The organism is Delftia sp. DT-2 (assembly GCF_028401915.1).
GTDB classification, from domain to species: Bacteria; Pseudomonadota; Gammaproteobacteria; order Burkholderiales; family Burkholderiaceae_C; genus Comamonas; species Comamonas tsuruhatensis.
In genome coordinates, this window is record NZ_JAQOTI010000012.1 from 176,843 (window position 1) to 197,215 (window position 20,373).

The 20,373-nt window shown below is 69.2% G+C and carries 22 protein-coding genes; 12 read left to right on the plus strand and 10 right to left on the minus strand.

The features are described from left to right. The 3 genes from PO605_RS22205 to PO605_RS22215 all read left to right on the plus strand — a co-directional run. The coding region (locus PO605_RS22205; protein ID WP_272206886.1) for a nitroreductase family protein at nucleotides 1-353 on the plus strand (353 nt) is incomplete at its 5' end. Nucleotides 354-474: 121 nt separating this feature from the next. Continuing rightward, nucleotides 475-711, plus strand: a complete 237-nt coding sequence (locus PO605_RS22210; protein WP_016448557.1) for a hypothetical protein — start codon at nucleotides 475-477, stop codon at nucleotides 709-711. Nucleotides 712-787: 76 nt separating this feature from the next. Continuing rightward, nucleotides 788-1,141 (plus strand): hypothetical protein, encoded by a 354-nt coding sequence (locus PO605_RS22215; protein WP_016448558.1) that lies wholly within the window; start codon nucleotides 788-790, stop codon nucleotides 1,139-1,141. Between the two features lie 30 nt (nucleotides 1,142-1,171). Here the strand turns inward: PO605_RS22215 and PO605_RS22220 are convergent, their stop codons facing one another. From PO605_RS22220 to pyrE, 3 genes are all read right to left on the minus strand, one after another. Then, nucleotides 1,172-3,781 (minus strand): membrane-bound PQQ-dependent dehydrogenase, glucose/quinate/shikimate family, encoded by a 2,610-nt coding sequence (locus PO605_RS22220; RefSeq protein WP_047468550.1) that lies wholly within the window; start codon nucleotides 3,779-3,781, stop codon nucleotides 1,172-1,174. 170 nt (nucleotides 3,782-3,951) lie between these two features. Further along, nucleotides 3,952-4,605: a DUF4124 domain-containing protein gene (locus tag PO605_RS22225; RefSeq protein WP_197065093.1), complete on the minus strand. Its 654-nt coding sequence runs from the start codon at nucleotides 4,603-4,605 to the stop codon at nucleotides 3,952-3,954. A 7-nt stretch (nucleotides 4,606-4,612) separates the two neighbouring features. Further along, a complete protein-coding gene (gene pyrE, locus PO605_RS22230; protein ID WP_026062245.1) occupies nucleotides 4,613-5,314 on the minus strand; it encodes an orotate phosphoribosyltransferase in 702 nt (233 codons plus the stop codon). 10 nt (nucleotides 5,315-5,324) lie between these two features. Between pyrE and PO605_RS22235 the strand changes: the two genes are divergently transcribed. Then, entirely contained in the window at nucleotides 5,325-6,128 is an 804-nt protein-coding gene (locus PO605_RS22235; protein WP_016448562.1) for an exodeoxyribonuclease III, read from the plus strand. Nucleotides 6,129-6,180: 52 nt separating this feature from the next. Here PO605_RS22235 and PO605_RS22240 read toward each other — a convergent pair whose 3' ends face one another. The 3 genes from PO605_RS22240 to PO605_RS22250 are packed head-to-tail and all read right to left on the minus strand — an operon-like array spanning nucleotide 6,181 to nucleotide 9,072. Further along, nucleotides 6,181-7,605: an NAD(P)(+) transhydrogenase (Re/Si-specific) subunit beta gene (locus PO605_RS22240; protein ID WP_012202277.1), complete on the minus strand. Its 1,425-nt coding sequence runs from the start codon at nucleotides 7,603-7,605 to the stop codon at nucleotides 6,181-6,183. Beyond that, nucleotides 7,602-7,946, minus strand: coding sequence for an NAD(P) transhydrogenase subunit alpha (locus tag PO605_RS22245; RefSeq protein ID WP_012202276.1), 345 nt, complete (start codon nucleotides 7,944-7,946; stop codon nucleotides 7,602-7,604). The genes PO605_RS22240 and PO605_RS22245 overlap by 4 nt, the downstream gene beginning before the upstream one ends. A 1-nt stretch (nucleotide 7,947) precedes the next feature. Continuing rightward, nucleotides 7,948-9,072, minus strand: coding sequence for a Re/Si-specific NAD(P)(+) transhydrogenase subunit alpha (locus PO605_RS22250; protein ID WP_047468543.1), 1,125 nt, complete (start codon nucleotides 9,070-9,072; stop codon nucleotides 7,948-7,950). Between the two features lie 325 nt (nucleotides 9,073-9,397). Between PO605_RS22250 and PO605_RS22255 the strand changes: the two genes are divergently transcribed. Continuing rightward, nucleotides 9,398-9,673, plus strand: coding sequence for a zinc ribbon domain-containing protein (locus tag PO605_RS22255; RefSeq protein WP_082001461.1), 276 nt, complete (start codon nucleotides 9,398-9,400; stop codon nucleotides 9,671-9,673). A gap of 86 nt (nucleotides 9,674-9,759) precedes the next feature. Further along, complete coding sequence (locus PO605_RS22260; RefSeq protein WP_034365678.1) at nucleotides 9,760-10,398, plus strand: MBL fold metallo-hydrolase; 639 nt, start codon at nucleotides 9,760-9,762, stop codon at nucleotides 10,396-10,398. Nucleotides 10,399-10,411: 13 nt separating this feature from the next. On the opposite strand, the gene PO605_RS22265 is transcribed toward PO605_RS22260, so the two are convergent. Continuing rightward, a complete protein-coding gene (locus PO605_RS22265; RefSeq protein ID WP_013800207.1) occupies nucleotides 10,412-11,098 on the minus strand; it encodes a Crp/Fnr family transcriptional regulator in 687 nt (228 codons plus the stop codon). An 84-nt stretch (nucleotides 11,099-11,182) separates the two neighbouring features. Between PO605_RS22265 and PO605_RS22270 the strand changes: the two genes are divergently transcribed. From PO605_RS22270 to PO605_RS22290, 5 genes are all read left to right on the plus strand, one after another. Then, nucleotides 11,183-12,178 carry an ABC transporter substrate-binding protein gene (locus PO605_RS22270; protein ID WP_272206887.1) on the plus strand — a complete coding sequence of 332 codons (996 nt, stop codon included), beginning with the start codon at nucleotides 11,183-11,185 and terminating at the stop codon, nucleotides 12,176-12,178. 14 nt (nucleotides 12,179-12,192) lie between these two features. After that, nucleotides 12,193-12,990, plus strand: a complete 798-nt coding sequence (locus PO605_RS22275; protein WP_016448569.1) for an ABC transporter ATP-binding protein — start codon at nucleotides 12,193-12,195, stop codon at nucleotides 12,988-12,990. Then, entirely contained in the window at nucleotides 12,980-13,735 is a 756-nt protein-coding gene (locus PO605_RS22280; protein ID WP_013800204.1) for an ABC transporter permease, read from the plus strand. Before PO605_RS22275 ends, PO605_RS22280 begins: the two co-directional genes overlap by 11 nt. 71 nt (nucleotides 13,736-13,806) lie before the next feature. Then, nucleotides 13,807-14,682 carry a TauD/TfdA dioxygenase family protein gene (locus PO605_RS22285; RefSeq protein WP_016448570.1) on the plus strand — a complete coding sequence of 292 codons (876 nt, stop codon included), beginning with the start codon at nucleotides 13,807-13,809 and terminating at the stop codon, nucleotides 14,680-14,682. A 23-nt stretch (nucleotides 14,683-14,705) separates the two neighbouring features. After that, nucleotides 14,706-16,163, plus strand: a complete 1,458-nt coding sequence (locus PO605_RS22290; protein WP_047468532.1) for an aldehyde dehydrogenase family protein — start codon at nucleotides 14,706-14,708, stop codon at nucleotides 16,161-16,163. 10 nt (nucleotides 16,164-16,173) lie between these two features. Here PO605_RS22290 and PO605_RS22295 read toward each other — a convergent pair whose 3' ends face one another. From PO605_RS22295 to PO605_RS22305, 3 genes are all read right to left on the minus strand, one after another. Beyond that, the gene (locus tag PO605_RS22295) at nucleotides 16,174-17,076 is read right to left on the minus strand and encodes a M48 family metallopeptidase (protein WP_047468565.1); all 903 of its coding nucleotides are present in this window, start codon (nucleotides 17,074-17,076) and stop codon (nucleotides 16,174-16,176) included. 60 nt (nucleotides 17,077-17,136) lie between these two features. Then, a complete protein-coding gene (locus PO605_RS22300) occupies nucleotides 17,137-18,108 on the minus strand; it encodes a DMT family transporter (RefSeq protein WP_047468562.1) in 972 nt (323 codons plus the stop codon). Nucleotides 18,109-18,179: 71 nt separating this feature from the next. Beyond that, the gene (locus PO605_RS22305; RefSeq protein ID WP_047326943.1) at nucleotides 18,180-18,908 is read right to left on the minus strand and encodes a helix-turn-helix domain-containing protein; all 729 of its coding nucleotides are present in this window, start codon (nucleotides 18,906-18,908) and stop codon (nucleotides 18,180-18,182) included. Between the two features lie 86 nt (nucleotides 18,909-18,994). On the opposite strand from PO605_RS22305, the gene PO605_RS22310 reads away from it, so the two are divergent. Next, complete coding sequence (locus tag PO605_RS22310; protein ID WP_442855521.1) at nucleotides 18,995-20,365, plus strand: AmpG family muropeptide MFS transporter; 1,371 nt, start codon at nucleotides 18,995-18,997, stop codon at nucleotides 20,363-20,365. Nucleotides 20,366-20,373 lie beyond the last annotated feature (8 nt).

Below are 20,373 nucleotides of genomic sequence, written 5' to 3' on the forward strand. Positions count from 1 at the left end.
ACGAGTTCAACCGCCGCTGGTGCCTGGAGGCGGGCGCGCTGATCGTGCTGATGTCCGACCGCCAGGCCTCGCCCGGCAAGCACAGCTTCGACGCGGGCTGCGCCTGGGGCTACCTGGCGCTGGAGGCCCATGCCATGGGCCTGGCCACGCACGCCATGGGCGGCTTCTCGGCCGAGGCCGCACGCGAGGTGCTGCGCCTGCCCGAGCACCTGGAGCCCGAGGTGGTGATCGCCGTGGGCTGGCGCGGCGATGCAGCCGCCCTGCCCGACGATCTGCGCGAGCGCGAGGTGCCCACGCCGCGCAAGCCGCTGGCTGAAGTGCTGAGCGCCGGCCCCGTGGCCACGGGCGGCTGACGGCGGGTTCCAAGTCCTACGCCGCTTTGCGGGGATGCCCCGGATGGCCGCTCCAGGCCCCGGGGCTACACTGGCCCACAGGCCTGCGGCGCAGCAGGCGTCCATGACCCAAGGAGTTGCCATGACACCATCCTCCAGCCCCAACCTCGACAAGCTGCGCAACATCGTCCAGAAGTTCGGCGCCAGCTCCTTCACCACGGACCAGGTGGCCAGCGAATACGACGACGCCCCGGCCACGGCGGAAAGCATCGAGCAGTTCGACGCCCTGCTGCAGCGCCATGCAGCCGTGCTGGGCATCCATTCCGTCCCCGGCAGCGGCGGCCAGGGCCACGGCGCCACCGTCTGGCAGCCGGCCTGAGCACCGAAACCACGCAGGGCACTGCGCCGCTACACTCGCTGCGGCCGGCACTTTGCCGGCGCGCGGTTTCCTTTTGATGTCCTCACTCTCCCCCCATACCTGGCTGCAGCTGTCCGTGGCAGCCAGTGCCTTGCTGGTGCTCGCCTCCATCGGCTGGGTCTGGCACGGCACGCGCGCCCTGCCCGCGGATTCGCGCGATGGCCGCAGCGCCCGGCGCATGGCGGCCCTGTTCGCCCTGGGCGCCCTGGCCTGGCTGGCCTACGGCCTGTACACGGGCTATGCCGCGCTGTGGAAGGCAGACGCGCTGATGCTGTTCGCCCAGCAAGGCGCGCTGCTGCGCCTGCCGCTGCTGATCGGCGGACTGGCCTGGGTGGCCGCGCTGCTGGTCACGCGCGTGCTGCGCATGCTGGGCCGGGCCGGATCGGCATGAGCCGGCGCAGACCCCCCCGGCGCTGAGCGCTCAGGGCGCCGCCACCTCCTTGGGCAGCACATAGGCACGCACGCTGTCGCCAGCCTTGGTGCCAGTCGAACCATGACCACCCGCCACCACCACCAGGTACTGGCGCTGGTCCGTGCCCAGGTAGGTCATGGGCGTGGCCTGGCCGCCTGCGGGCAGGCGGTCCTGCCAGAGCTGGCGGCCGCTGTCCACGTCGTAGGCGCGTACATAGTTGTCCAGAGCCCCCGAGTAGAAGGCCACGCCGCCAGCGGTCACCACCGGGCCGCCAATGCCGGGCACGCCCATGCGAAAGCCCAGCGGCAGCGGGCTCAGGTCACGCGGCGTGCCGTTGCGGCGCTGCCAGACGATCTGGCCCGTGCGCAGGTCGGCACCCGCCACAAAGCCCCAGGGCGGCGCCTGGCAGGGAATGCCCAGCGGCGAGACAAAGGGCTTGAGCCGCACCGCAAACGGTGCGCCGAAGTTTTCGTTGAGCGCGGGCAGGCCGTCCTTGGGCGGGCCGCCATCCTGCACCAGCAGCGAGGTATCGTCCGCACGCGGCACCAGGGTGGAGACGAAGGCCAGCCGCGTGGGCGTGGCAAACACCACCTGCCGGCGCGGGTCCACGGCCACGCCACCCCAGTTGAAGACGCCGAAGTTGCCCGGATAGATCAGCGAGCCCTGCTCCGAGGGCGGCGTGAAGCGCCCCTCGTAGCGCAGGCGGCGAAAGGCCAGCCGGCACCACAGTTGCTCGAAGGGGCTGGCGCCCCACATGTCGCGCTCGGTGAGGGCCGGGGGGTTGAAGCTCAGCTGCGAATGCGGCTGCGTGGGCGCCGTGCGGTCGCCGCGTGCCGCGCCCTGCGGCGCAGCCACCTCGGTAACGGGCAGCAGCGGCTGGCCCGTGCGCCGGTCCAGCACGAACAGCTCGCCCTGCTTGGTGGGCTGCACCAGGGCGGGCACGCTGTGGCCGCCGATCTCCAGGTCGATCAGGCTGGGCTGCGAGGGTACGTCGTAGTCCCAGAGATCGTGGTGCACGGTCTGGAACACCCAGCGCACGGCGCCCGTGGCGATGTCCAGCGCCACCACGGAGGACGAATACCGCTCGGCCTCGGCACTGCGCCGCCCGCCCCATTGGTCGGGCGGCGCATTGCCCATGGGCACGAAGACGAGGCCCAGCGTCTCGTCCACGCTGGAGATGGACCAGCTGTTGGGCGAGCTGGGCACATAGGTCTGTCCTTCGGGCAGCGGCGTGCTGGTCGCTGGCCGCCCCGGGTCCCAGGCCCACAGCAGCGCGCCCGAGCGGATATCGAAGGCGCGGATCACGCCCGAGGGCTCGCGCGTGGAATGGTTGTCCAGCACCGTGCCGCCCACGATGATGCGGTCGCGCGCCACCACCACCGGCGAGGTCGAGTAGTACGAGCCCGGCTTGCGCTCGGGCATGCCCTGCCAGAGGTCGATCTGGCCCTGGCCGCCCGCCACGTTGCCGCAGGTCTGGCCGTCGGCGGGATTGAGGGCGACCACCTTGCCGTCGGCCGTGGCCATGAACAGCTTGGCGGTACAGCGGCCATCATCGGAGGAAGGAGCCGGGGAGACCGAGGAAGCCGGATCAGCCTGTACCGCCTGTGCCGCCTGTGCGCCGGCCTTCCTTGCAGCCGGCGCCACCGCCGAATGCGTCTGCCCTGCCGCCGCATCGAACTGCGCGGCCGCCTGCGCCGACTGGTAGGACAGGCCCCGGCAGGTCAGGTGCTGCAGCGCCAGCCCCTTGGGCATGGGCAGGTCGCGCCGCCACAGCTGCTTGCCCGTGGTGGCATCGAGCGCAATCACCGACTGGTGGGGCGTGCACAAGAACAGGCGCTCGCCGATCTTCAGCGGCGTGACCTCGAACGTGGTTTCTTCGGGATCGCCGGGCTTGCCGCGCACATCGCCCGTGCGGAACTCCCAGGCCAATTGCAGCAGCCGCACGTTGTGCGGGCCGATCTGGCGCAGCGGCGAATAGCGCTGGCCCGCTCCGGTGCGGCCGTAGGCATGCCATTCGCCATCGGGCACGGCATCGGTGGCATCGCCCTGCAGCACCGGCGGGCTGCGCAGGCCGCCGGCCTCGGAGGCCACCATGGACATGTTCTGCACGGCCGTGACCTGGCCGTCGGCAGGCAGGTCCGACGCAGCGGCGGCCGCCCCCGCAAACTGGCCCTGGGTTTCATGGGCATCGCGCTGGCGCCCGAAGGACAGGCCCGCAAGAATGGCCGTGCCCAGCACCACCAGCGCCAGCGCCGCATGGGCCGGGGCCAGGCCCCGGTTCTGGCCCATGTCGGGCTCATGGCGCAGCGCACGCACCGACCAGGGCAGCACCAGCAGCAGGCCCATCAACCAGGGCAGCCCCAGGCGCACCGCCAGCGGCCACCAGTCCAGCCCTATCTCCCAGACCGCCCACAGCGCGGTGCCCAGCAGCCACAGCGCAAACAGCCACAGCGCCATGGCCGAACGGCGCGCCACGCCCCACCCCACCACCAGCAGCAGCAGGCCGGCGATCACGTAGTAGCCGCTGCCGCCGGCCAGCAGGAGCTGGGCGCCGCCCCAGGACAGCCAGGCCCCGGCTGCCCACAGCAGCAAGGCCATCAACCAACGCCACACCGTCATGCTGCCTCCCTTGATGTCAGCCCGCAGACTCGATGCGCAAAGCCTAGCCCTGCATGCGGGCGCCGCATGCAGGACGAATTCGACTCAGCAAGCGTGCAACGAGAAGGAGGAAGGAAAGGAGGGGCAGGAAGGAGAAAGAACGCGGCGGCGGGCGCGGCGTTGGGCCAGCCTCAGCGGCGTGCGCTCGCAGCCCACAACTGGCGCAGCTGCTGCAGCTCGGCATCGAAGCGCTCCTGGATGCGGCGCTTTTCCTGGTCCTGCTGCTGGACGAAGCGCTGCTGCTCCTCCTGCGAGGCCGTGTTCTCGTCGAGCTGGCGGCGCAGCGATGCCGGCGCCTTGGCGGGGTCTTTCCTGTAGAACTCCATCTCGGCATTCAGGGCCGTGCGCCGCGTCTGCAGTTCCTGCTGGCGCTGGCGCGCCACGGAGATGACCTGATCGACCTGGGAGATGGCCTCGGCACGCTCGGCATCGTGGGCGGCCTGGTTGGGGTAGCGCGTGATCAACGCCTTGTCGCGCGAGCGCTCCTCGCGCATGCGGCGCTGCTCTGCCTGGTCGCGGCGGCGCTGGGCGTCCAGCTCGGCACGTTCGTTGTCGGTCAGCGTGGGGCCCACGCGGCGCAGCTCCACGCCGGAGTTGCCCAGCACGCGCTGGTCGCGGTCCACGCATTCGGCAATCGGGCGGTCGGCCGTCAGGCGGCGGCCACGGGCGTCGGTGCATGAATAGATGCCCGGCCCCAGGGGCATATCCTGGGCGGGCACGGCGCAGCCCAGCGTGGCCAAGCCCATGGCACACAGCAAGGATCGTGCATGCATCGCCCGCTTCATCAACCGCTCACCCCTTGTCGTTGACTCCATAACGCTGGCGGTAGGCCAGCACGCGCTCATGGTGGCCGCTGCCTGCGCTGCCACCTTGAATCTCAAGATAAAGCAATAAGTCTGCCAGTTTTGCAATAGTGCAGACCTGCATGCCCAGCTGGTTGCGCACGTACTGCACGGCGCTGTGGGGCACGTCCTGGCCATTTTCCGTGGCCATTTCCTGGCGGTCCAGCGCGATGGCCACGGCATGCGGCGTGGCACCGGCGGCGCGGATGATGGCGATGGACTCGCGCGCGGCCGTGCCGGCGCTCATCACGTCGTCCACGATCAGCACGCGGCCCTTGAGCGGCGCGCCCACCAGGGTGCCACCCTCGCCGTGGTCCTTGGCTTCCTTGCGGTTGTACGCAAAGGGCTTGTTGATGCCCATGCGGGCCAGCTCCACCGCCACGGTGGCCGCCAGCGGGATGCCCTTGTAGGCCGGGCCGAAGATCATGTCGAACTCGATGCCGCTGGCCGCGATGGCTTTTGCATAGAATTCGGCGAGACGGCCCATCTTGCCGCCGTCATCGAACAGGCCGGCATTGAAGAAGTACGGGCTCATGCGCCCGGCCTTGGTCTTGAACTCGCCGAAACGCAGCACCCCTGCGTCAACGGCGAATTGCACAAATTCCTGCGCCAGACGGCCTGCGTCCTCGGCCTGCAGATTACTCACCACCATGGATTCATCCTTGTTCAAATTGACCAGCCTCAACCTCAACGGCATCCGCTCGGCCTCGACCAAGGGCGTCGAAGCCTGGATCGAGGCCACTGCGCCGGATTGTATTTGCGTGCAGGAAATCAAGGCCCAGGCCGCCGACATGACCGGACGCTTCGAGCTGCTGGCCGGCCTGCGCGGCCACTTCCACTACGCCGAGAAAAAGGGCTACTCGGGCGTGGGCGTCTACAGCCGCCACGAGCCCAGCGACGTCGTGGTCGGCTTCGGCTCGCACGAATTCGACGCCGAGGGCCGCTACGTGGAGGCGCGCTTCGACACGCCATCGCGCAAGCTGTCCATCATCAGCGCCTACTTTCCCAGCGGCAGCTCCGGCGAACTGCGCCAGACGGCCAAGTTCCGCTTCCTGGCCGAAATGCATGCCCACCTGATGCGCATGAAGGGCGAACGCGAGTTCATCCTCTGCGGCGACATCAACATCGCCCACCAGCAGATCGACCTCAAGAACTGGCGCAGCAACCAGAAAAACAGCGGTTTCACGCCCGAGGAACGCGAGTGGATGACAAAATTGTTGAACAAAACTGAGCCGACTGGCGGCCTGGTGGACGTTTATCGCCTGCTCCAGCCCGACACCACCGACACCTGCTACACATGGTGGAGCAACCGCGGCCAGGCCTACGCCAACAACGTGGGATGGCGCCTGGACTACCACCTGGCCACCCCCGCTACCGCCGCGCTGGCCCGCACCGAGAACATCTACAAGGATGTGAAGTTCTCGGACCATGCGCCGGTGACCATCGGCTACGACATGAAGCTGTGAGCGCAAGGAGCGGCTCGCGCCGCCCCTTGTCCCTTGTGCCCCACGCAGCACCTCACTCCAGCGCCTTGCCCATGTCCTCCACCACCTTCTTGGCGTCGCCGAAGACCATCATGGTCTTGTCCATGTAGAACAGCTCGTTGTCCAGGCCCGCATAGCCGGCCGCCATGGAGCGCTTGTTCACGATCACCGTCTTGGCCTTGTAGGCCTCCAGGATGGGCATGCCGTAGATGGGGCTGCCCTTGACGTGCGCGGCGGGGTTCACCACGTCGTTGGCGCCCAGGATGATGGCCACGTCGGCCTGGCCGAACTCGCTGTTGATGTCCTCCATCTCGAAGACCTGGTCGTAGGGGACCTCGGCCTCGGCCAGCAGCACGTTCATGTGGCCGGGCATGCGGCCGGCCACCGGGTGGATGGCGTACTTCACCGTCACGCCCCGTTCGGTGAGCTTGTCGGCCAGCTCCTTGACCGCGTGCTGGGCACGCGCCACGGCCAGGCCGTAGCCGGGCACGATGACCACGGTCTCGGCATTGCCCAGGACGAAGGCCGCATCGTCGGCGCTGCCGCTTTTCACGTTGCGCTGCTGCTGGGAGCCTGCGGCCGCGCTGGTGGCCTCGCCGCCGAAGCCGCCCAGTATCACGCTGAAGAACGAGCGGTTCATGGCCTTGCACATGATGTAGCTCAGGATGGCGCCCGAGCTGCCCACCAGCGAACCCGCAATGATCAGCATGCTGTTGTTCAGCGAGAAGCCGATGCCCGCCGCCGCCCAGCCCGAGTAGCTGTTGAGCATGGACACGACCACCGGCATGTCCGCGCCGCCAATCGGAATGATCAGCAGCACGCCCAGCAGCAGTCCCAGGGCGATGACCAGCACGATGTCCATCCAGCTTTGGCTGTGCCAGAAGCCGAAGACGAAGAAGGCCGCTGCCAGCCCCAGCACGGCGTTGAGCGCATGCTGGCCCTTGAACTGCACGGGCGCACCCTGGAACAGGCGGAACTTGTACTTGCCGCTGAGCTTGCCGAAGGCGATCACCGAGCCCGTGAAGGTCACGGCGCCGATGAAGGCGCCCAGCGCCAGTTCCACGCGGTTGCCGCCCGGAATGGCGCCACCCTTGGCCGTGATGGCAAAGGCCCAGGGCTCGGCCACGGCGGCCACGGCGATGAACACCGCCGCCAGGCCGATCATGCTGTGCATGAAGGCCACCAGCTCGGGCATCTTGGTCATCTCCACGCGCTGGGCCATGACCGCACCGGCCGTGCCGCCGACCAGCAGGCCCAGCAGCACCCAGCCCAGGCCCAATGCATTGCCGCCGGCCAGCTGCACGATGAGCGCTGCCGTGGTCAGCACGGCGATCACCATGCCGGCCATGCCGAACAGGTTGCCCCGTATGGACGTGGTGGGATGCGACAGCCCCTTGAGCGCCTGGATGAAGCAGACGCTGGCCACCAGGTAGAGCAATGTGACGAGGTTCATGCTCATGACTGGCCCTCCGCCTTGGCATCCTTGCCGTCCTTGGCCGGAGCGCTCTTGCGCTCTTTCTTGCGGAACATCTCCAGCATGCGCCGCGTGACCAGGAAGCCGCCGAACACGTTGACCGCGGCCAGCGCCACGGCCAGCACGCCCATGGTCTTGCCCAGGCCCGTTTCCGTGAGCGCCGCCGCCAGCATGGCGCCGACGATGACGATGGCCGAGATGGCATTGGTCACCGCCATCAGCGGCGTGTGCAGCGCGGGCGTGACGGTCCACACCACGTGGTAGCCCACGTAGATGGCCAGCACGAAGATGATGAGATGGATGATGGTGGGGGATACGGCTTCCATGTCATTTCCTCCGCTGTGCTGCAAGCTGGCCTTCATGGGCCATCAGGCACGCGGCCACGATGTCGTCCTCCATGTCCACATGCAGGGCGCCATCCTTGTTGATGATGAGCTTGAGAAAATCGAGCACATTGCGTGCATACAGGGCCGAGGCATCGGCCGCCACCATGGCGGGCAGGTTGGTCAGGCCCACGATGGTCACGCCATGCGTGACCACGGTCATGCCGGCCTGGGTCAGCGGGCAGTTGCCGCCACGCTCGGCCGCCAGGTCCACGATGACGGCGCCTGGCTTCATGGCCTGCACCATCTCGGCCGTGACCAGCACGGGCGCGGGCCGGCCCGGGATCAGCGCCGTGGTGATGACCACGTCGGCCTGGGCCACGCGCTTGGCGACCTCGGCCTTTTGCCGGTCCAGCCAGCTTTGCGGCATGGGGCGGGCGTAGCCGCCCACGCCTTCGGCGGCCTCCTTTTCCTCGGCGGTCTCGTAGGGCACGTCGATGAACTTGCCGCCCAGGGATTCGACCTGCTCACGCACGCTGGGCCGCACATCGCTGGCCTCGATCACGGCGCCCAGGCGCTTGGCCGTGGCAATGGCCTGCAGGCCGGCCACGCCCACGCCCAGCACCACGACGCGCGCGGCCTTCACCGTGCCGGCCGCCGTCATCAGCATGGGAAAGAAGCGCTGGTACTGGTTGGCCGCAATCATCACGGCCTTGTAGCCGGCGATATTGGCCTGGCTGGACAGCACGTCCATGCTCTGCGCACGCGTGGTGCGCGGAGCCGCCTCCAGCGCATAGGCCGTGATGCCCGCATCGGCCAGGCGCTGCAGGCCTGCGGGCTGGAAGGGGTCCAGCATGCCGACCAGCGTTGCGCCCTTGCGGACCAGGGGCAGCTCATCCTCCGAAGGAATGCGCACCTTGAGCACAAGATCGGCGCCCAGGGCGCCTGCCGCATCGACGATCTCGGCGCCCGCTGCCTCGTACAAGGCATCGGGCACGCTGGCCGCCACTCCCGCTCCCGACTGCACGCGCAGCACATGGCCTTGCGCACGCAGCTTCTTGACGGTCTCGGGGGTCGCGGCCACCCGGGTTTCTCCTGCCATGGTCTCGGCAGGCACGCCAATCAACATACCGGTTCTCCCTCGCGTGATGCCGGTACCCGCCCTGCGCTGCATTGCGCAGGCGGCGGCCCGGCCCATCCTCGAAAAAATCCTTGCGCGCCTGCATGACGGCAGGCTGGCTTGGCGGCACGGCTAGCTTGTATCACGGCCGCGTGGCGGCAGCCACGGGGTCTGCCCGCGAGGATGTCGCCTGTCCGTCACAAGACGCCGGATTGCCGCGAAATGACAGCCACATTAAATGATCGCCATCCACGTCCTGGCGCACCGCTGCCGTGTCCCAATGCACCTTTGAGCGACTGCAGCGGCGCAGCCGCGCAGTGCGAAGGAAGGCACCATGGGACTCTTGCAAAGACTGTTCGGACAACACACGCGCGGCGGCCATCACGGCGGCAATATCGGCGTCCATATCGGCGGGCATCACGCTGGCGGCGCATACCCGCCTGCGGCCGTGGCGGCGGTCTGCCCCGGCTGCCATGCATCGATTGCCTCCAGCTCGCGCTTTTGCCCGCAGTGCGGCGGCGCGGTGCTGCCGCAGGCCTGCAGGAGCTGCAACGCCAGCCATCCGGCCGGCGCGCGGTTCTGCGGGCAATGCGGCCAGCCGACCACCTGACGGCGCAAGCGGGGGAGGCCCTGCGCTGCCATCAGGGGAAGGAGCGGGAATAATGGGCGCTTTCGCCAGAAGCACCCACGCCGCCCATGCTCCAGTACCACACCATCCCCGTCACCGCCTTCCAGCAGAACTGCTCGCTGGTCTGGTGCGACCAGACCATGGAAGCCGCCGTCATCGACCCGGGCGGCGACCTGGAGCAGATCGGCTGGGAGATAGATCGCCTGGGCCTGGCGCTCAAGGCCATCTGGCTCACGCACGCCCACATAGACCACGCGGGCGGCACGCGCGAGCTGGCCGATGCACAGCAGCTGCCCATCATCGGCCCCCATCCCGGAGACCAGTTCTGGATCGATGCCCTGCCCCAGCAGGGCGCCATGTTCGGCTTCCCGCATTCGGACCCCTTCACGCCCACGCGCTGGCTGCACGATGGCGACACGGTGAGCATCGGCCAGGAAACGCTGCAGGTGCGCCACTGCCCCGGCCATACGCCCGGCCACGTGGTGTTCCATGCGCCGCAGATCGACCGCGCCTTCGTGGGCGACGTGCTGTTCGCGGGCAGCATCGGCCGCACCGACTTTCCCCAGGGCAACCACCAGCAGCTGATCGACAGCATCGTCCAGCGCCTGTGGCCCATGGGCGACCAGACCGTGTTCATCCCGGGCCACGGCCCCGAAAGCAGCTTCGGCCGCGAGCGCAAGAGCAACCCCTACGTGGGCGGGACCTGAGTCTGCAGCTGCCTCAGCCCAGCACCTCGATCCACCGATAGCCCAGACGCACGCTGCCGCCCGCCTGCAGCTTGCGCAGCTCCTCGTTCACGCGCTGGCGCGAGGCGCCCACCACATGCGACAGATCTCCCTGCGATATGCGCAGCAGGGTGCGGCCGCCGGGCAGGGGCTGGCCGTTCTCTGCCGCCAGCACCTGCAAGGTGGCCCAGACCCGGGCATGCAGCGTGTCCTCCGAACTGATGAAGATGGTGTCCAGCAGCCCGTTCACGCGCAGGCTCAGCAGGCGCGCCACAGCCAGGCATGCGGGCGCATCGCGCTCCAGGAAGTCCAGCAGCGGCTGGCGCGGCAGGACCAGCACCTCGACATCGCCATCGGCCACCAGGTCCACGGGCACGGGCGCATTGCCCAGCACCGAGCTGATGCCGGTGATCTCCCCGGCCTCCAGCCAGCGCGTCATGCGCTCGGTGCCGCCCACGGTGAAGGCCACGACACGAAAGCGCCCTGACAGCAGCACCAGCGCATGGTCGGCCGCATCGCCGCGCTTTTGCACGAACTGTCCATCGCGGTAGCGGCGCCTGGAGCCTATGGCCCGCAGCCCGCGTGCCGATGCGGCCGGCAATTCGGCCAGCAGGTCCACGCGATAGCGCTCGCTGCGCGCCTGCGCCAAAGAGGTGTTGGGGGAACCGAGCTTGGTGTTCACCCGATCATTGTCCCTTTCGCGGCAATTGGCGCATAGCACCGTCCTTGTAATCGGCCCCATACCCACACGTATGGAGCCCGCCCCATGATCCGCACCACGCTCGCCCTGGTATTCGCCTTCGTGTTCGCCCTGCTCTCGACCCAGGCAGCCCTTGCACAGACGCCCACGCTGCGCATCCAGGACTACCCCGGCATCGGCAACTTCCTGGTGCGCGTGGCCAACGCACGGGGACTGTGCGAGAAGCACGGCATACGCTGCGAACTGCGCCCCATCCCGCAGGCGCCGCTGGCGCTGCAGACCTTGCTGGCCGGTGACCTCGAAGTGGCGTTTACGCCGCCCGAGGTGCTGCTTCAGGCGGTCAACAAGGGCGCCGACCTCAAGGTGATCGGCAGCGGCGCCAGCGCACCGACGTTCTTCCTCATGGCCTCGTCGGCCCTGCCCATGGCGCATGCCGCCCAGGGCTATCCCGCCGTGATGCAGGACTTCAAGGGCCGGCGCATCGGCGTGACGGCGCGCGGCAGCGCGGCCGAATTCCAGCTCGTGAGCCTGCTGCAGGGCGCCGGCATGAAGGCGGACGACGTCACCATCGTCGCCGTGGGATCGCCCAACACCGCCTTTCCGGCGATTGCGCAAAGGCAGGTCGATGGCCTGATGCTGTTCTCGCCCATGGACGGCTTTTGCGAGGTCAGCCAGGCCTGCCGCATCGTCGTCGATCCGCGCAGGGGCCAGGGTCCGGCCGATGTGGTGGACACCAACGGCGCCGGCGTGCTGCAGGTGGTGCGCGCCGACTTCCTGCGCAAGAACGCCCAGGCCGTGGAGGGCTTGCGCCGCGCCATGAACGAGGCGGCCGACTATGCCCGCGAACCGGCCCATTTCGATGCATTGCTCAAAGTCGCGCAGGACAGCTTCCGCATCAACACGACCGGCGGCGAACGGATCCTGGAAGTGGCGCTGCGCAACGCCATTCCTTCCATGCAGTTTGCGGTGGACACCAAGGCCCTGCAGCATGCCGCGCGCTACCTGCAGCGCACGGGGCAGATCAGCCGGCTGATCGACACCGCGCCCCTGCTGGCGCAGTGAAGGGGGCGCTCGCCATGACTTCCAATGGATCGCAACTGCCGCCGCAGGCCATTGCCGCCGACGGCCTGCACCTGAGCTTCGACGGCCGCACGCAGGTGCTGGACAACATTGCGCTGCAGGTGGCCGAGGGCGAATTCGTCTCGCTGGTCGGGCCCAGCGGCTGCGGCAAGACCAGCCTGCTCAACCTCTGCGCAGGCCTGGTGGCCCACACCGGCGCCGGCACGCTGCGCGTGCTGGGCGAGGCACCGCGCCTGGGCAGTTCCCGCGTGGGCTACATGCTGGCGCGCGACAGCCTGCTGCCCTGGTGCACGGCGCTGGAGAACGCCGCCTTCGGCGCGCGCGTGCGCGGCGTCGGCACGGCCGACAGCACGGAGCGCGCACTGCGCATGCTGCAGGAGGTGGGCCTGGCCGACCATGCGCAGGCCCTGCCCAAGGCCTTGTCCCACGGCATGCGCCAGCGCACGGCGCTGGCGCGCACCTTTGCGCTGGACGCGCAGCTGCTGCTGATGGACGAGCCCTTCGGCGCCCTGGACGCGCAGACCAAGCTGCAGCTGCAGGACCTGCTGCTGCGCCTGTGCCAGCAGCACCGCCACAGCGTGCTGTTCGTGACCCACGACCTGGCCGAGGCCGTGGCCGTCTCCGACCGCGTGGTGGTGATGTCCTCGCGCCCGGGCCGCATCATCGCCGACCTGCCCATAGACCTGCCGCGCCCGCGCTCCATCCGCGACCTGCAGAAGTCGCCGCGCTTCCATGAACTCTATGCGGCCCTGTGGTCGCAGCTCGAATCGGGATGGGTGCACCATGAAGGCTGACCGTCTGCAATGGCTGGCGCTGCATGCGCTGTTCATCTGTCTCGTGCTGGGACTGGCCGAATGGGCCGCCGCGCGCCGCTGGCTGGACCCCACCTTCTTCGGCCAGCCCAGCGGCGTGGCCGCCTATCTCTGGAACCATGCGGGCACGGCCCGGTTCTGGTCCGACCTGGGCTGGACGCTGGCGGCCGTGGCCTGCTCCTTCGTGCTGGGCAGCGTGGCCGCCTTCGCCACGGGGCTGGCCTTCGTGCGCTGGCCGGCCATCGAGCGCTTTGCCGAGCCCTACTTCAACGCGCTGAACGTGATGCCGCGCATCGCGCTGGCGCCGCTGTTCATCCTGTGGTTCGGGCTGGGGCTGGGCAGCAAGATCGCCGTGGGCTGCTCGCTGACCTTCTTCATCGTGCTGTCGGCCACGGTGGCAGGCATGCGGGGCGTCAGCCAGGACCACGTCACGCTGTGCCGCACCCTGGGCGCCAGCGCCGCCACCACCTTCTTCGAGGTCACGCTGCCCGGCGCCGTCCCGGTGATCTTCTCGGGCCTGCGCCTGGGATTGATCTATGCCCTGCTGGGCGTGGTGGGCACCGAGATCATCGCCAGCGAAAAGGGCCTGGGCCAGACCCTGGCCTACCTGGGCTCCACCTTCGACATCAATGGCGTCATGGCGCTGCTGCTGGTGCTGGCCCTGCTGGGCGTGGGCATGGTGCGCTTCATGTCCTGGGCCGAGAGGCGGCTGCTGCACTGGCAGTGAGCCCGCCAGCCCTCTCTCTCCACCTTCCTTCCTCTTCCTCCCCTTCCATCCGTTCCTCCAAGGAGTACCCCATGGCCAATGCCGCCCCCATGCAGCTGATCGACATCGACGCCCGCTACCACCACATCCGCCCCGTGCCGCGCATGCCCAACTTCGCGGCCTGGATCGAGGGCGTGGACCTGACCCGGCCCCTGTCCCCCGAGGTGCAGGCGGAACTGCGACAGGCCCTGTACGACTTCGAGGTCATCTTCTTCCGGCCACAGGCCATCACGGCCGAGCAGCATGTGGCGCTGGCGCAGGTGTTCGGCCCGCTGTCCAAGGGCTCGTACTTCGAGCGCAAGAGCGGCATGCCCGACGTGGAGATGATCATCTCCGACAAGGACCGCCCGCCCGCCATAGACAACTGGCACACCGACATCAGCTGGAAGCAGCAGCCGCCGCTGGGCACCGTGATCCAGATCGTGACCACGCCGCCGGCCGGCGGCAACACCTGCTGGACCAGCACCAGCAAGGCCTATGACTGGCTCTCGCCCGGCATGCAGCAGTACCTGGAAGGCCTGCAGGCGGTCCATACCTGGGAGGAATCGGGCTTCCGGGAATACCTGGGCCGCAAGGGCGAGGAGGCGCTGTTCGAGGCACTGCGCCAATTCAAGCCCGTGACGCATCCCGTGGTGCGCACCAACCCCGATTCAGGCCGCAAGTGCATCTTCGTCAATGCCGATTTCACGCGCCACATCACGGGCGTGGACCGGCACGAGGCGCGCGGCGTGCTCGCCTTCCTGCTGGACTGGCTGAAGAAGCCGGAGTTCATGGTGCATCATCAATGGGACGCGGGCGGCATCGCCATCTGGGACAACCGCAGCACGCAGCACTATGCTGTGGCCGACTACTGGCCCCACTACCGCGTGAACCAGCGCGTCACCTTCGATACCCCTTCCACCCAATGACAACGAGACACGGAGACAGCTTCATGAGCACGCAAGAGCACCTGCAGTTCTATATCGACGGCCAATGGGTTCCCCCGGCCGTGCCGCGCACGCTGGATGTGATCAATCCGTCCACCGAGGAGGTGGCGGCCCGCATCAGCATGGGCTCGGCCGCCGATGTCGATGCAGCCGTGGCCGCCGCACGCCGCGCGTTCGACGGCTTCTCGCAGACCACGCGCGACGAGCGGCTGGCCCTGCTGGACAAGGTGCTGGCGGTCTACATGCGCCGCATCGACGAGGTGGCGCAGACCATCTCGCTGGAGATGGGCGCGCCGCTGTGGCTGTCGCGCGCGGCCCAGGCCACGGTGGGCGCGGGGCACCTGAAGCAGACCCTGCAGGTGCTCAGGGACTTCGAGTTCGAGAGCGTGCGCGGCACCACCGGCATCGTGCATGAGCCCGTGGGCGTGGTGGGCATGATCACGCCCTGGAACTGGCCCATCAACCAGATCATGTGCAAGGTGGCACCGGCCCTGGCGGCGGGCTGCACCATGGTGCTCAAGCCCTCGGAGATCGCGCCGCTGAACGCCATCCTGGTGGCCGAGATCCTGCACGAAGCGGGCGTGCCGGCCGGCGTGTTCAACCTGGTCAACGGCGACGGCCCCTCGGTGGGCGAGGCCATGTCCGTGCACCCCGGCATCGACATGATGACCTTCACCGGCTCCACCCGCGCGGGCATTGCCGTGGCCAAGGCCTCGGCCGATACCGTCAAGCGCGTGACCCAGGAGCTGGGCGGCAAGTCGGCCAACATCGTGCTGAACGACGCAGACATTGAAAAGGCCGTGACCCAGGGCGTGAACGCCTGCTTCACCAACTCCGGCCAGAGCTGCAACGCGCCCACGCGCATGTTCGTGCCGCGCGCCCTGCATGCGCGCGCAGTGGCCGCGGCCAAGGCCGCTGCCGAAGGCATGAAGGTGGGCGATGCACTGGCCGACACGGGCGCCATGCACATGGGCCCCGTGGTCAGCGAGGCGCAGTTCCGCAAGATCCAGGGCCTGATCGAGGCCGGCATCGCCGAAGGCGCCACCCTGGTGGCCGGCGGCACGGGCCGCCCCGAGGGCCTTGCGCGCGGCTACTTCGTGCGGCCCACGGTGTTTGCCGACGTGCGCAACGACATGACCATTGCACGCGAGGAGATCTTCGGCCCCGTGCTGGTCATCCTGCCCTACGACACGGAGGAGGAGGCCATCGCCCAGGCCAACGACACGCCCTACGGCCTGTCGGGCTATGTGCAGTCCGGCAGCCTGGAGCGCGCGCGCCGCGTGGCCTCGCGCCTGCGCACCGGCATGGTCCACCTCAATGGGGCGGGACCGGACTTCGGCGCGCCGTTCGGCGGCTACAAGCAGTCAGGCACGGGCCGGGAATGGGGCGAGCATGGCTTCAAGGAGTACCTTGAAGTCAAGGCCGTCATGGGCTACCAACCAAAGCAAAAAGCCGCCGCCTGAAGGCGGCTGCCTACCCGCGCCGTGCGGCCTCGTAGAGGCCTTCCACGCGCGGGATGTTGCGCTCCAGCTCGCGGATGCGCTCGGGGCCTGCGGGGTGGGTGGACAGGAATTCCAGGCCGCCACGGTCGCCCGTGGCCTGGCCCATCTTGCGCCACAGCGAGACCGAGGCCTGGGGGTTGTAGCCGGCGCGCGCGGCCAGTTCCAGGCCCACGAGGTCGGCCTCGCTCTCGTCGCCCCGGCTGAATTTCAGCGACAGCAGCTGGCCGCCCAGGCGGGCCGCCGCATTGCCCAGGTCGCCCAGGCCCAGCAATTGGGCGCCCAGCGAAATGCCGATGCTGGTGGCCTGGTTCTTGGCCAGTTGCTCGCGCGAGTGCTCGCGCAGCGCATGGGCCATTTCGTGGCCCATGATCATGGCGATCTCGTCGTCGGTCAGCTGCAGCTGGTCGATGATGCCGGTGTAGAAGGCGATCTTGCCGCCCGGCATGCAAAAGGCATTGATCTCCTTGCTGCCGATCAGATTCACCTCCCAGCGCCAGGCATTGGCACGCGGGTTCCATTGGGCGGTGTAGGGGATCAGCCGCCGGGCAATGGCGCGCAGCCGCTGCAGCTGCGGGTTGCTGTCGCCAGCCAGTGCGCCCTGGGCGCGGGCCTTGGCCAGCAGTTGCTGGTACTGGTCGGTGGCGGCGCCTTCCAGCGTCTCGGCCGGCACCAGCTTGCGCAGGCCCGAGGCACCGCCCACCTGCACCTGTGCCGCCACCGGCGCCGTGGCCAGGCCCATGGCCGCCGCGCTGCCGGCCAGCAAGAAACCGCGACGCGCGCGCCAGGGCGCGCAGGCACAGCCCCAGGCGGACGGGGCACAGGATTCGGAAGAGAGATGGGATGGCTGCTGCATGCCGCCAAGTCTAGCGGCCATGCATGCCTGCAACATGCGGAGAACAGCGCATCGTGAAGAGCGGCGCCGGCCTACAAAGAGTCACGCCATCTGCGCGGCCATCACGGCCCGCTGCGAGCGCATCTCGGCGCCGATCACCAGCATCAGCCCCGCCAGCACGGCCAGCAGCCCCAGCCACGATTGCAGCGGCTGCCGCTCGCCCACGACCCACACCGCCAGCACGAAGGCCGCCACGGGCTCGATCAGGCTCAGCGTCACGCCCGTGGGGCCGGAGATGCTGCGCAGCCCGATGGAAAACAGCATGTGCGCCAGGCCCGACACCACCACGCCCAGGTAGACCACCACCAGCACGGCCGCCAGGCTCCACTGCGGCAGGCCGCTTTGCACCAGCGCAATCGGCACCGCCATGCAGGCCGCCCCGGTGAACACATAGAAATTCACCACGCGCGGCGACAGGTGGGTGACCAGGCGCTTGTTGATCAGCGCATAGCCCGCGTACGACAGCCCCGCCAGCAGGCACAGGGCCAGGCCGCTCCAGGACAGCGTGGCGCCGCCCCGGGCCATCACCATGGCCGCGCCTCCCGCCACGCTCACCAGCGTGCCGGCCCACCACAGGGCCGACAGGGGCGCGCGCAGCACCAGCGCCTGCATCAGCCCGGCCCAGATGGGGCCGCTGCCAATGGCCACGGCCGTGCCCACGGCCACGCCCGTGAGCGTCACGCCCTCGTAGAAGAAGATGCTGTAGCCGCCGATTCCCATGGAAGCCAGCAGAAACCAGGCCGGGCGCAGTCCCAGGTGCACCGGGTTGGGCAGCAGCGGCTGGACGGGTGCCCCGCCCTGCACGGCCCGCCCGCGCAGCCTCCAATGGGAAACCGCCAGCAGCACGCCCAGAAACAGGCTGGAAACCGCCAGCTGCGCGGCGCCCACCCAGAACGGCGACAGCCCGCCTGCGCCCAGGCTTTGCGCCGTACCCGTCGTGCCCCAGAGCACGGCGGCCACCGAAACGAAGGCGATGCCGACGGCAGAGGAAGAAGCGGAAGAATTGCGAACCATGGCGCCATGTTGCGCCGGGCGCGGCCGGGCATTTGTCGAGAAACGCTCGTAGTCCGGAGACTGTGGACGGGCTAGCCGCGCAGCTGCCGCGCCGTCACGCCCCGGTCGCGCCGCAGCGCATAGGCCAGCGCGCTGGCCGAGGCATAGCCGCATCGCAGCGCCGTGGCCTCCAGCGGCAGGCCCCGCGCCAGCCCGCGCTCGGCCGCATCCAGGCGCAGGCCGCGCAGCCAGGCCTGGGGCGGCTGGCCCGCCAGCTCCACGAAGCGTGCGTGAAAGCGCTGGGCGCTCATATGGCACAGGGCGGCCAGTCGGGCCGTGGGCCAGTCCTCGTGCAATGCGGCCTGTACGCTCGTGGTCAGTTGCTGCAGGTCCAGCCCCCGGCGCGCCAGCAGGCCGGGCGCCTGCAGCACCTGGGCCAGCTGCTCTGTGGCCGGGCCTTCCGACTCCCGGCCGCGCAGGGCGGGCGGCACGGAAAAGCGCCGCATCCGGTCCAGCCCCGGGCCGCTGGGCGCATCGATGACGAACACGCGCGAGCGCGGCGCCGCCAGGTAGCCGTGGTCCACGCCGGCGGGGATGAGCATGCCGCTGACGGCGTCCACAAAGGCGCTGCGCCCGCCCACCTCCAGCTCCATGCGGCCCTGCAGCGCATAGAGGATTTGCGCATGGCCGTGGGCATGGGCCTGGTGCTCGCCGCTGTAGCTGCGCACCGAGCTGTGCGGCGCGAAGGCGGTATCGGTGGCATCGGCCGCGCCGTCTTGCGCGGCGGCATCGCTGTGGAGGGAAGAGAGGGTGTAGGCCATGGCGGCATCCTGTGCCCGCGATGGTAGCGCGCGCCAGTCCGCGCCACCATGGGCCCGATAATGGCCGCAGCCTGCCGCAGCCCAACATGACCGAGCCGTCCACCACCACCTCCTCCGCCCCTTCCACCCCCACTGAAGCGCCCCGCCGCAGTTGGGCCCAGACCCTGCGCGTCTATGCCGAGCCGGCCAGCCTGCGCATGCTGGCCCTGGGTTTTTCGGCAGGCCTTCCGCTGCTGCTGGTGCTGGGCACGTTGTCGTTCTGGCTGCGCGAGGCCGGCGTGGACCGCACCACCATCGGCTACCTGAGTTGGGTGGGCCTGGCCTATGCCTTCAAGTGGGTCTGGTCGCCGCTGGTGGACCGCATGCCGCTGCCGCTGCTCACGCGCTGGCTGGGGCGGCGGCGCGGCTGGCTGCTGTTCGCGCAGATGCTCATCGTCGCCGGGCTGTGCGGCATGGCGTTCAATGATCCGCGCGTCTCGCTCACGCCGCTGGTGTGGTGCGCGCTGGCCGTGGCCTTCGGCTCGGCCACGCAGGACATTGCGCTGGATGCCTACCGCATCGAATCGGCCGATACCGAGCGCCAGGCCGCGCTGGCCGCCACCTACCAGACCGGCTACCGGCTGGCCATGATCTGGGCCGGCGCCGGCGTGCTGTGGCTGGCCGCCCGCGCCGAGGTGGCGGGTACGGCGGGCTACCAGAGCGGCGCCTGGCAGGTGGCCTACCTGGCCATGGCCGCCTCCATGGCCGTGGGCATGCTGACCGTGCTGCTCTCGCCGGAACCGGTGCCGCGCCCGCTGGCGCCTGCCCGCAACGCGGCCGAGTGGCTGCGCGGCGCGCTGGTCGAGCCCTTCGCCGACTTCCTGGGCCGCTACCGCTGGCAGGCGCTGCTGGTGCTGGGCCTGATCGCCATCTACCGCATCAGCGACGTGGTCATGGGCATCATGGCCAACCCCTTCTACGTGGACATGGGTTTCACCAAGGACGAGGTGGCCGCCGTGACCAAGGTGTACGGCGTGATCATGACGCTGGCGGGCGCCTTCCTGGGCGGGGCGCTGGCCATGCGCTGGGGCGTGATGCGCGTGCTGATGCTGGGCGCCGCGCTGTCGGCCGCCACCAACCTGCTGTTCGCCTGGCTGGCCACGCGCGGCCATGACGTGAATGCGCTGGTCTGGGTGGTGAGCGCGGACAACCTGGCCGGCGGCATCGCCTCGGCGGCCTTCATCGCCTACCTGTCAGGGCTGACCAATGTGCAGTACTCGGCCACGCAGTACGCGCTGTTCAGCTCCATGATGCTGCTGGCGCCCAAGTGGCTGGCCGGCTTCTCGGGCGCCTTTGTCGATGCGCATGGCTACGTGAGCTTCTTCCAGGCCACGGCCCTGCTGGGCCTGCCCGTGCTGGTGCTGATCGCGCTGGCCTCGCGCATACATGCGGTGCGGCCCGCGCAACGCGGCAGTTGAGCGGCTGG

Coding starts and splice junctions, on each gene's coding strand:
- PO605_RS22305 (WP_047326943.1), bottom strand. CDS start 18,908: ATGGCCTACACCCTCTCTTCCCTCCACAGCGATGCCGCCGCGCAAGAC.
- PO605_RS22260 (WP_034365678.1), top strand. CDS start 9,760: ATGCTCCAGTACCACACCATCCCCGTCACCGCCTTCCAGCAGAACTGC.
- PO605_RS22285 (WP_016448570.1), top strand. CDS start 13,807: ATGGCCAATGCCGCCCCCATGCAGCTGATCGACATCGACGCCCGCTAC.
- PO605_RS22225 (WP_197065093.1), bottom strand. CDS start 4,605: ATGAAGCGGGCGATGCATGCACGATCCTTGCTGTGTGCCATGGGCTTG.
- PO605_RS22275 (WP_016448569.1), top strand. CDS start 12,193: ATGACTTCCAATGGATCGCAACTGCCGCCGCAGGCCATTGCCGCCGAC.
- PO605_RS22220 (WP_047468550.1), bottom strand. CDS start 3,781: ATGACGGTGTGGCGTTGGTTGATGGCCTTGCTGCTGTGGGCAGCCGGG.
- PO605_RS22290 (WP_047468532.1), top strand. CDS start 14,706: ATGAGCACGCAAGAGCACCTGCAGTTCTATATCGACGGCCAATGGGTT.
- PO605_RS22300 (WP_047468562.1), bottom strand. CDS start 18,108: ATGGTTCGCAATTCTTCCGCTTCTTCCTCTGCCGTCGGCATCGCCTTC.
- PO605_RS22310 (WP_442855521.1), top strand. CDS start 18,995: ATGACCGAGCCGTCCACCACCACCTCCTCCGCCCCTTCCACCCCCACT.
- pyrE (WP_026062245.1), bottom strand. CDS start 5,314: ATGGTGGTGAGTAATCTGCAGGCCGAGGACGCAGGCCGTCTGGCGCAG.
- PO605_RS22280 (WP_013800204.1), top strand. CDS start 12,980: ATGAAGGCTGACCGTCTGCAATGGCTGGCGCTGCATGCGCTGTTCATC.
- PO605_RS22215 (WP_016448558.1), top strand. CDS start 788: ATGTCCTCACTCTCCCCCCATACCTGGCTGCAGCTGTCCGTGGCAGCC.
- PO605_RS22240 (WP_012202277.1), bottom strand. CDS start 7,605: ATGAGCATGAACCTCGTCACATTGCTCTACCTGGTGGCCAGCGTCTGC.
- PO605_RS22245 (WP_012202276.1), bottom strand. CDS start 7,946: ATGGAAGCCGTATCCCCCACCATCATCCATCTCATCATCTTCGTGCTG.
- PO605_RS22270 (WP_272206887.1), top strand. CDS start 11,183: ATGATCCGCACCACGCTCGCCCTGGTATTCGCCTTCGTGTTCGCCCTG.
- PO605_RS22210 (WP_016448557.1), top strand. CDS start 475: ATGACACCATCCTCCAGCCCCAACCTCGACAAGCTGCGCAACATCGTC.
- PO605_RS22250 (WP_047468543.1), bottom strand. CDS start 9,072: ATGTTGATTGGCGTGCCTGCCGAGACCATGGCAGGAGAAACCCGGGTG.
- PO605_RS22255 (WP_082001461.1), top strand. CDS start 9,398: ATGGGACTCTTGCAAAGACTGTTCGGACAACACACGCGCGGCGGCCAT.
- PO605_RS22295 (WP_047468565.1), bottom strand. CDS start 17,076: ATGGCCGCTAGACTTGGCGGCATGCAGCAGCCATCCCATCTCTCTTCC.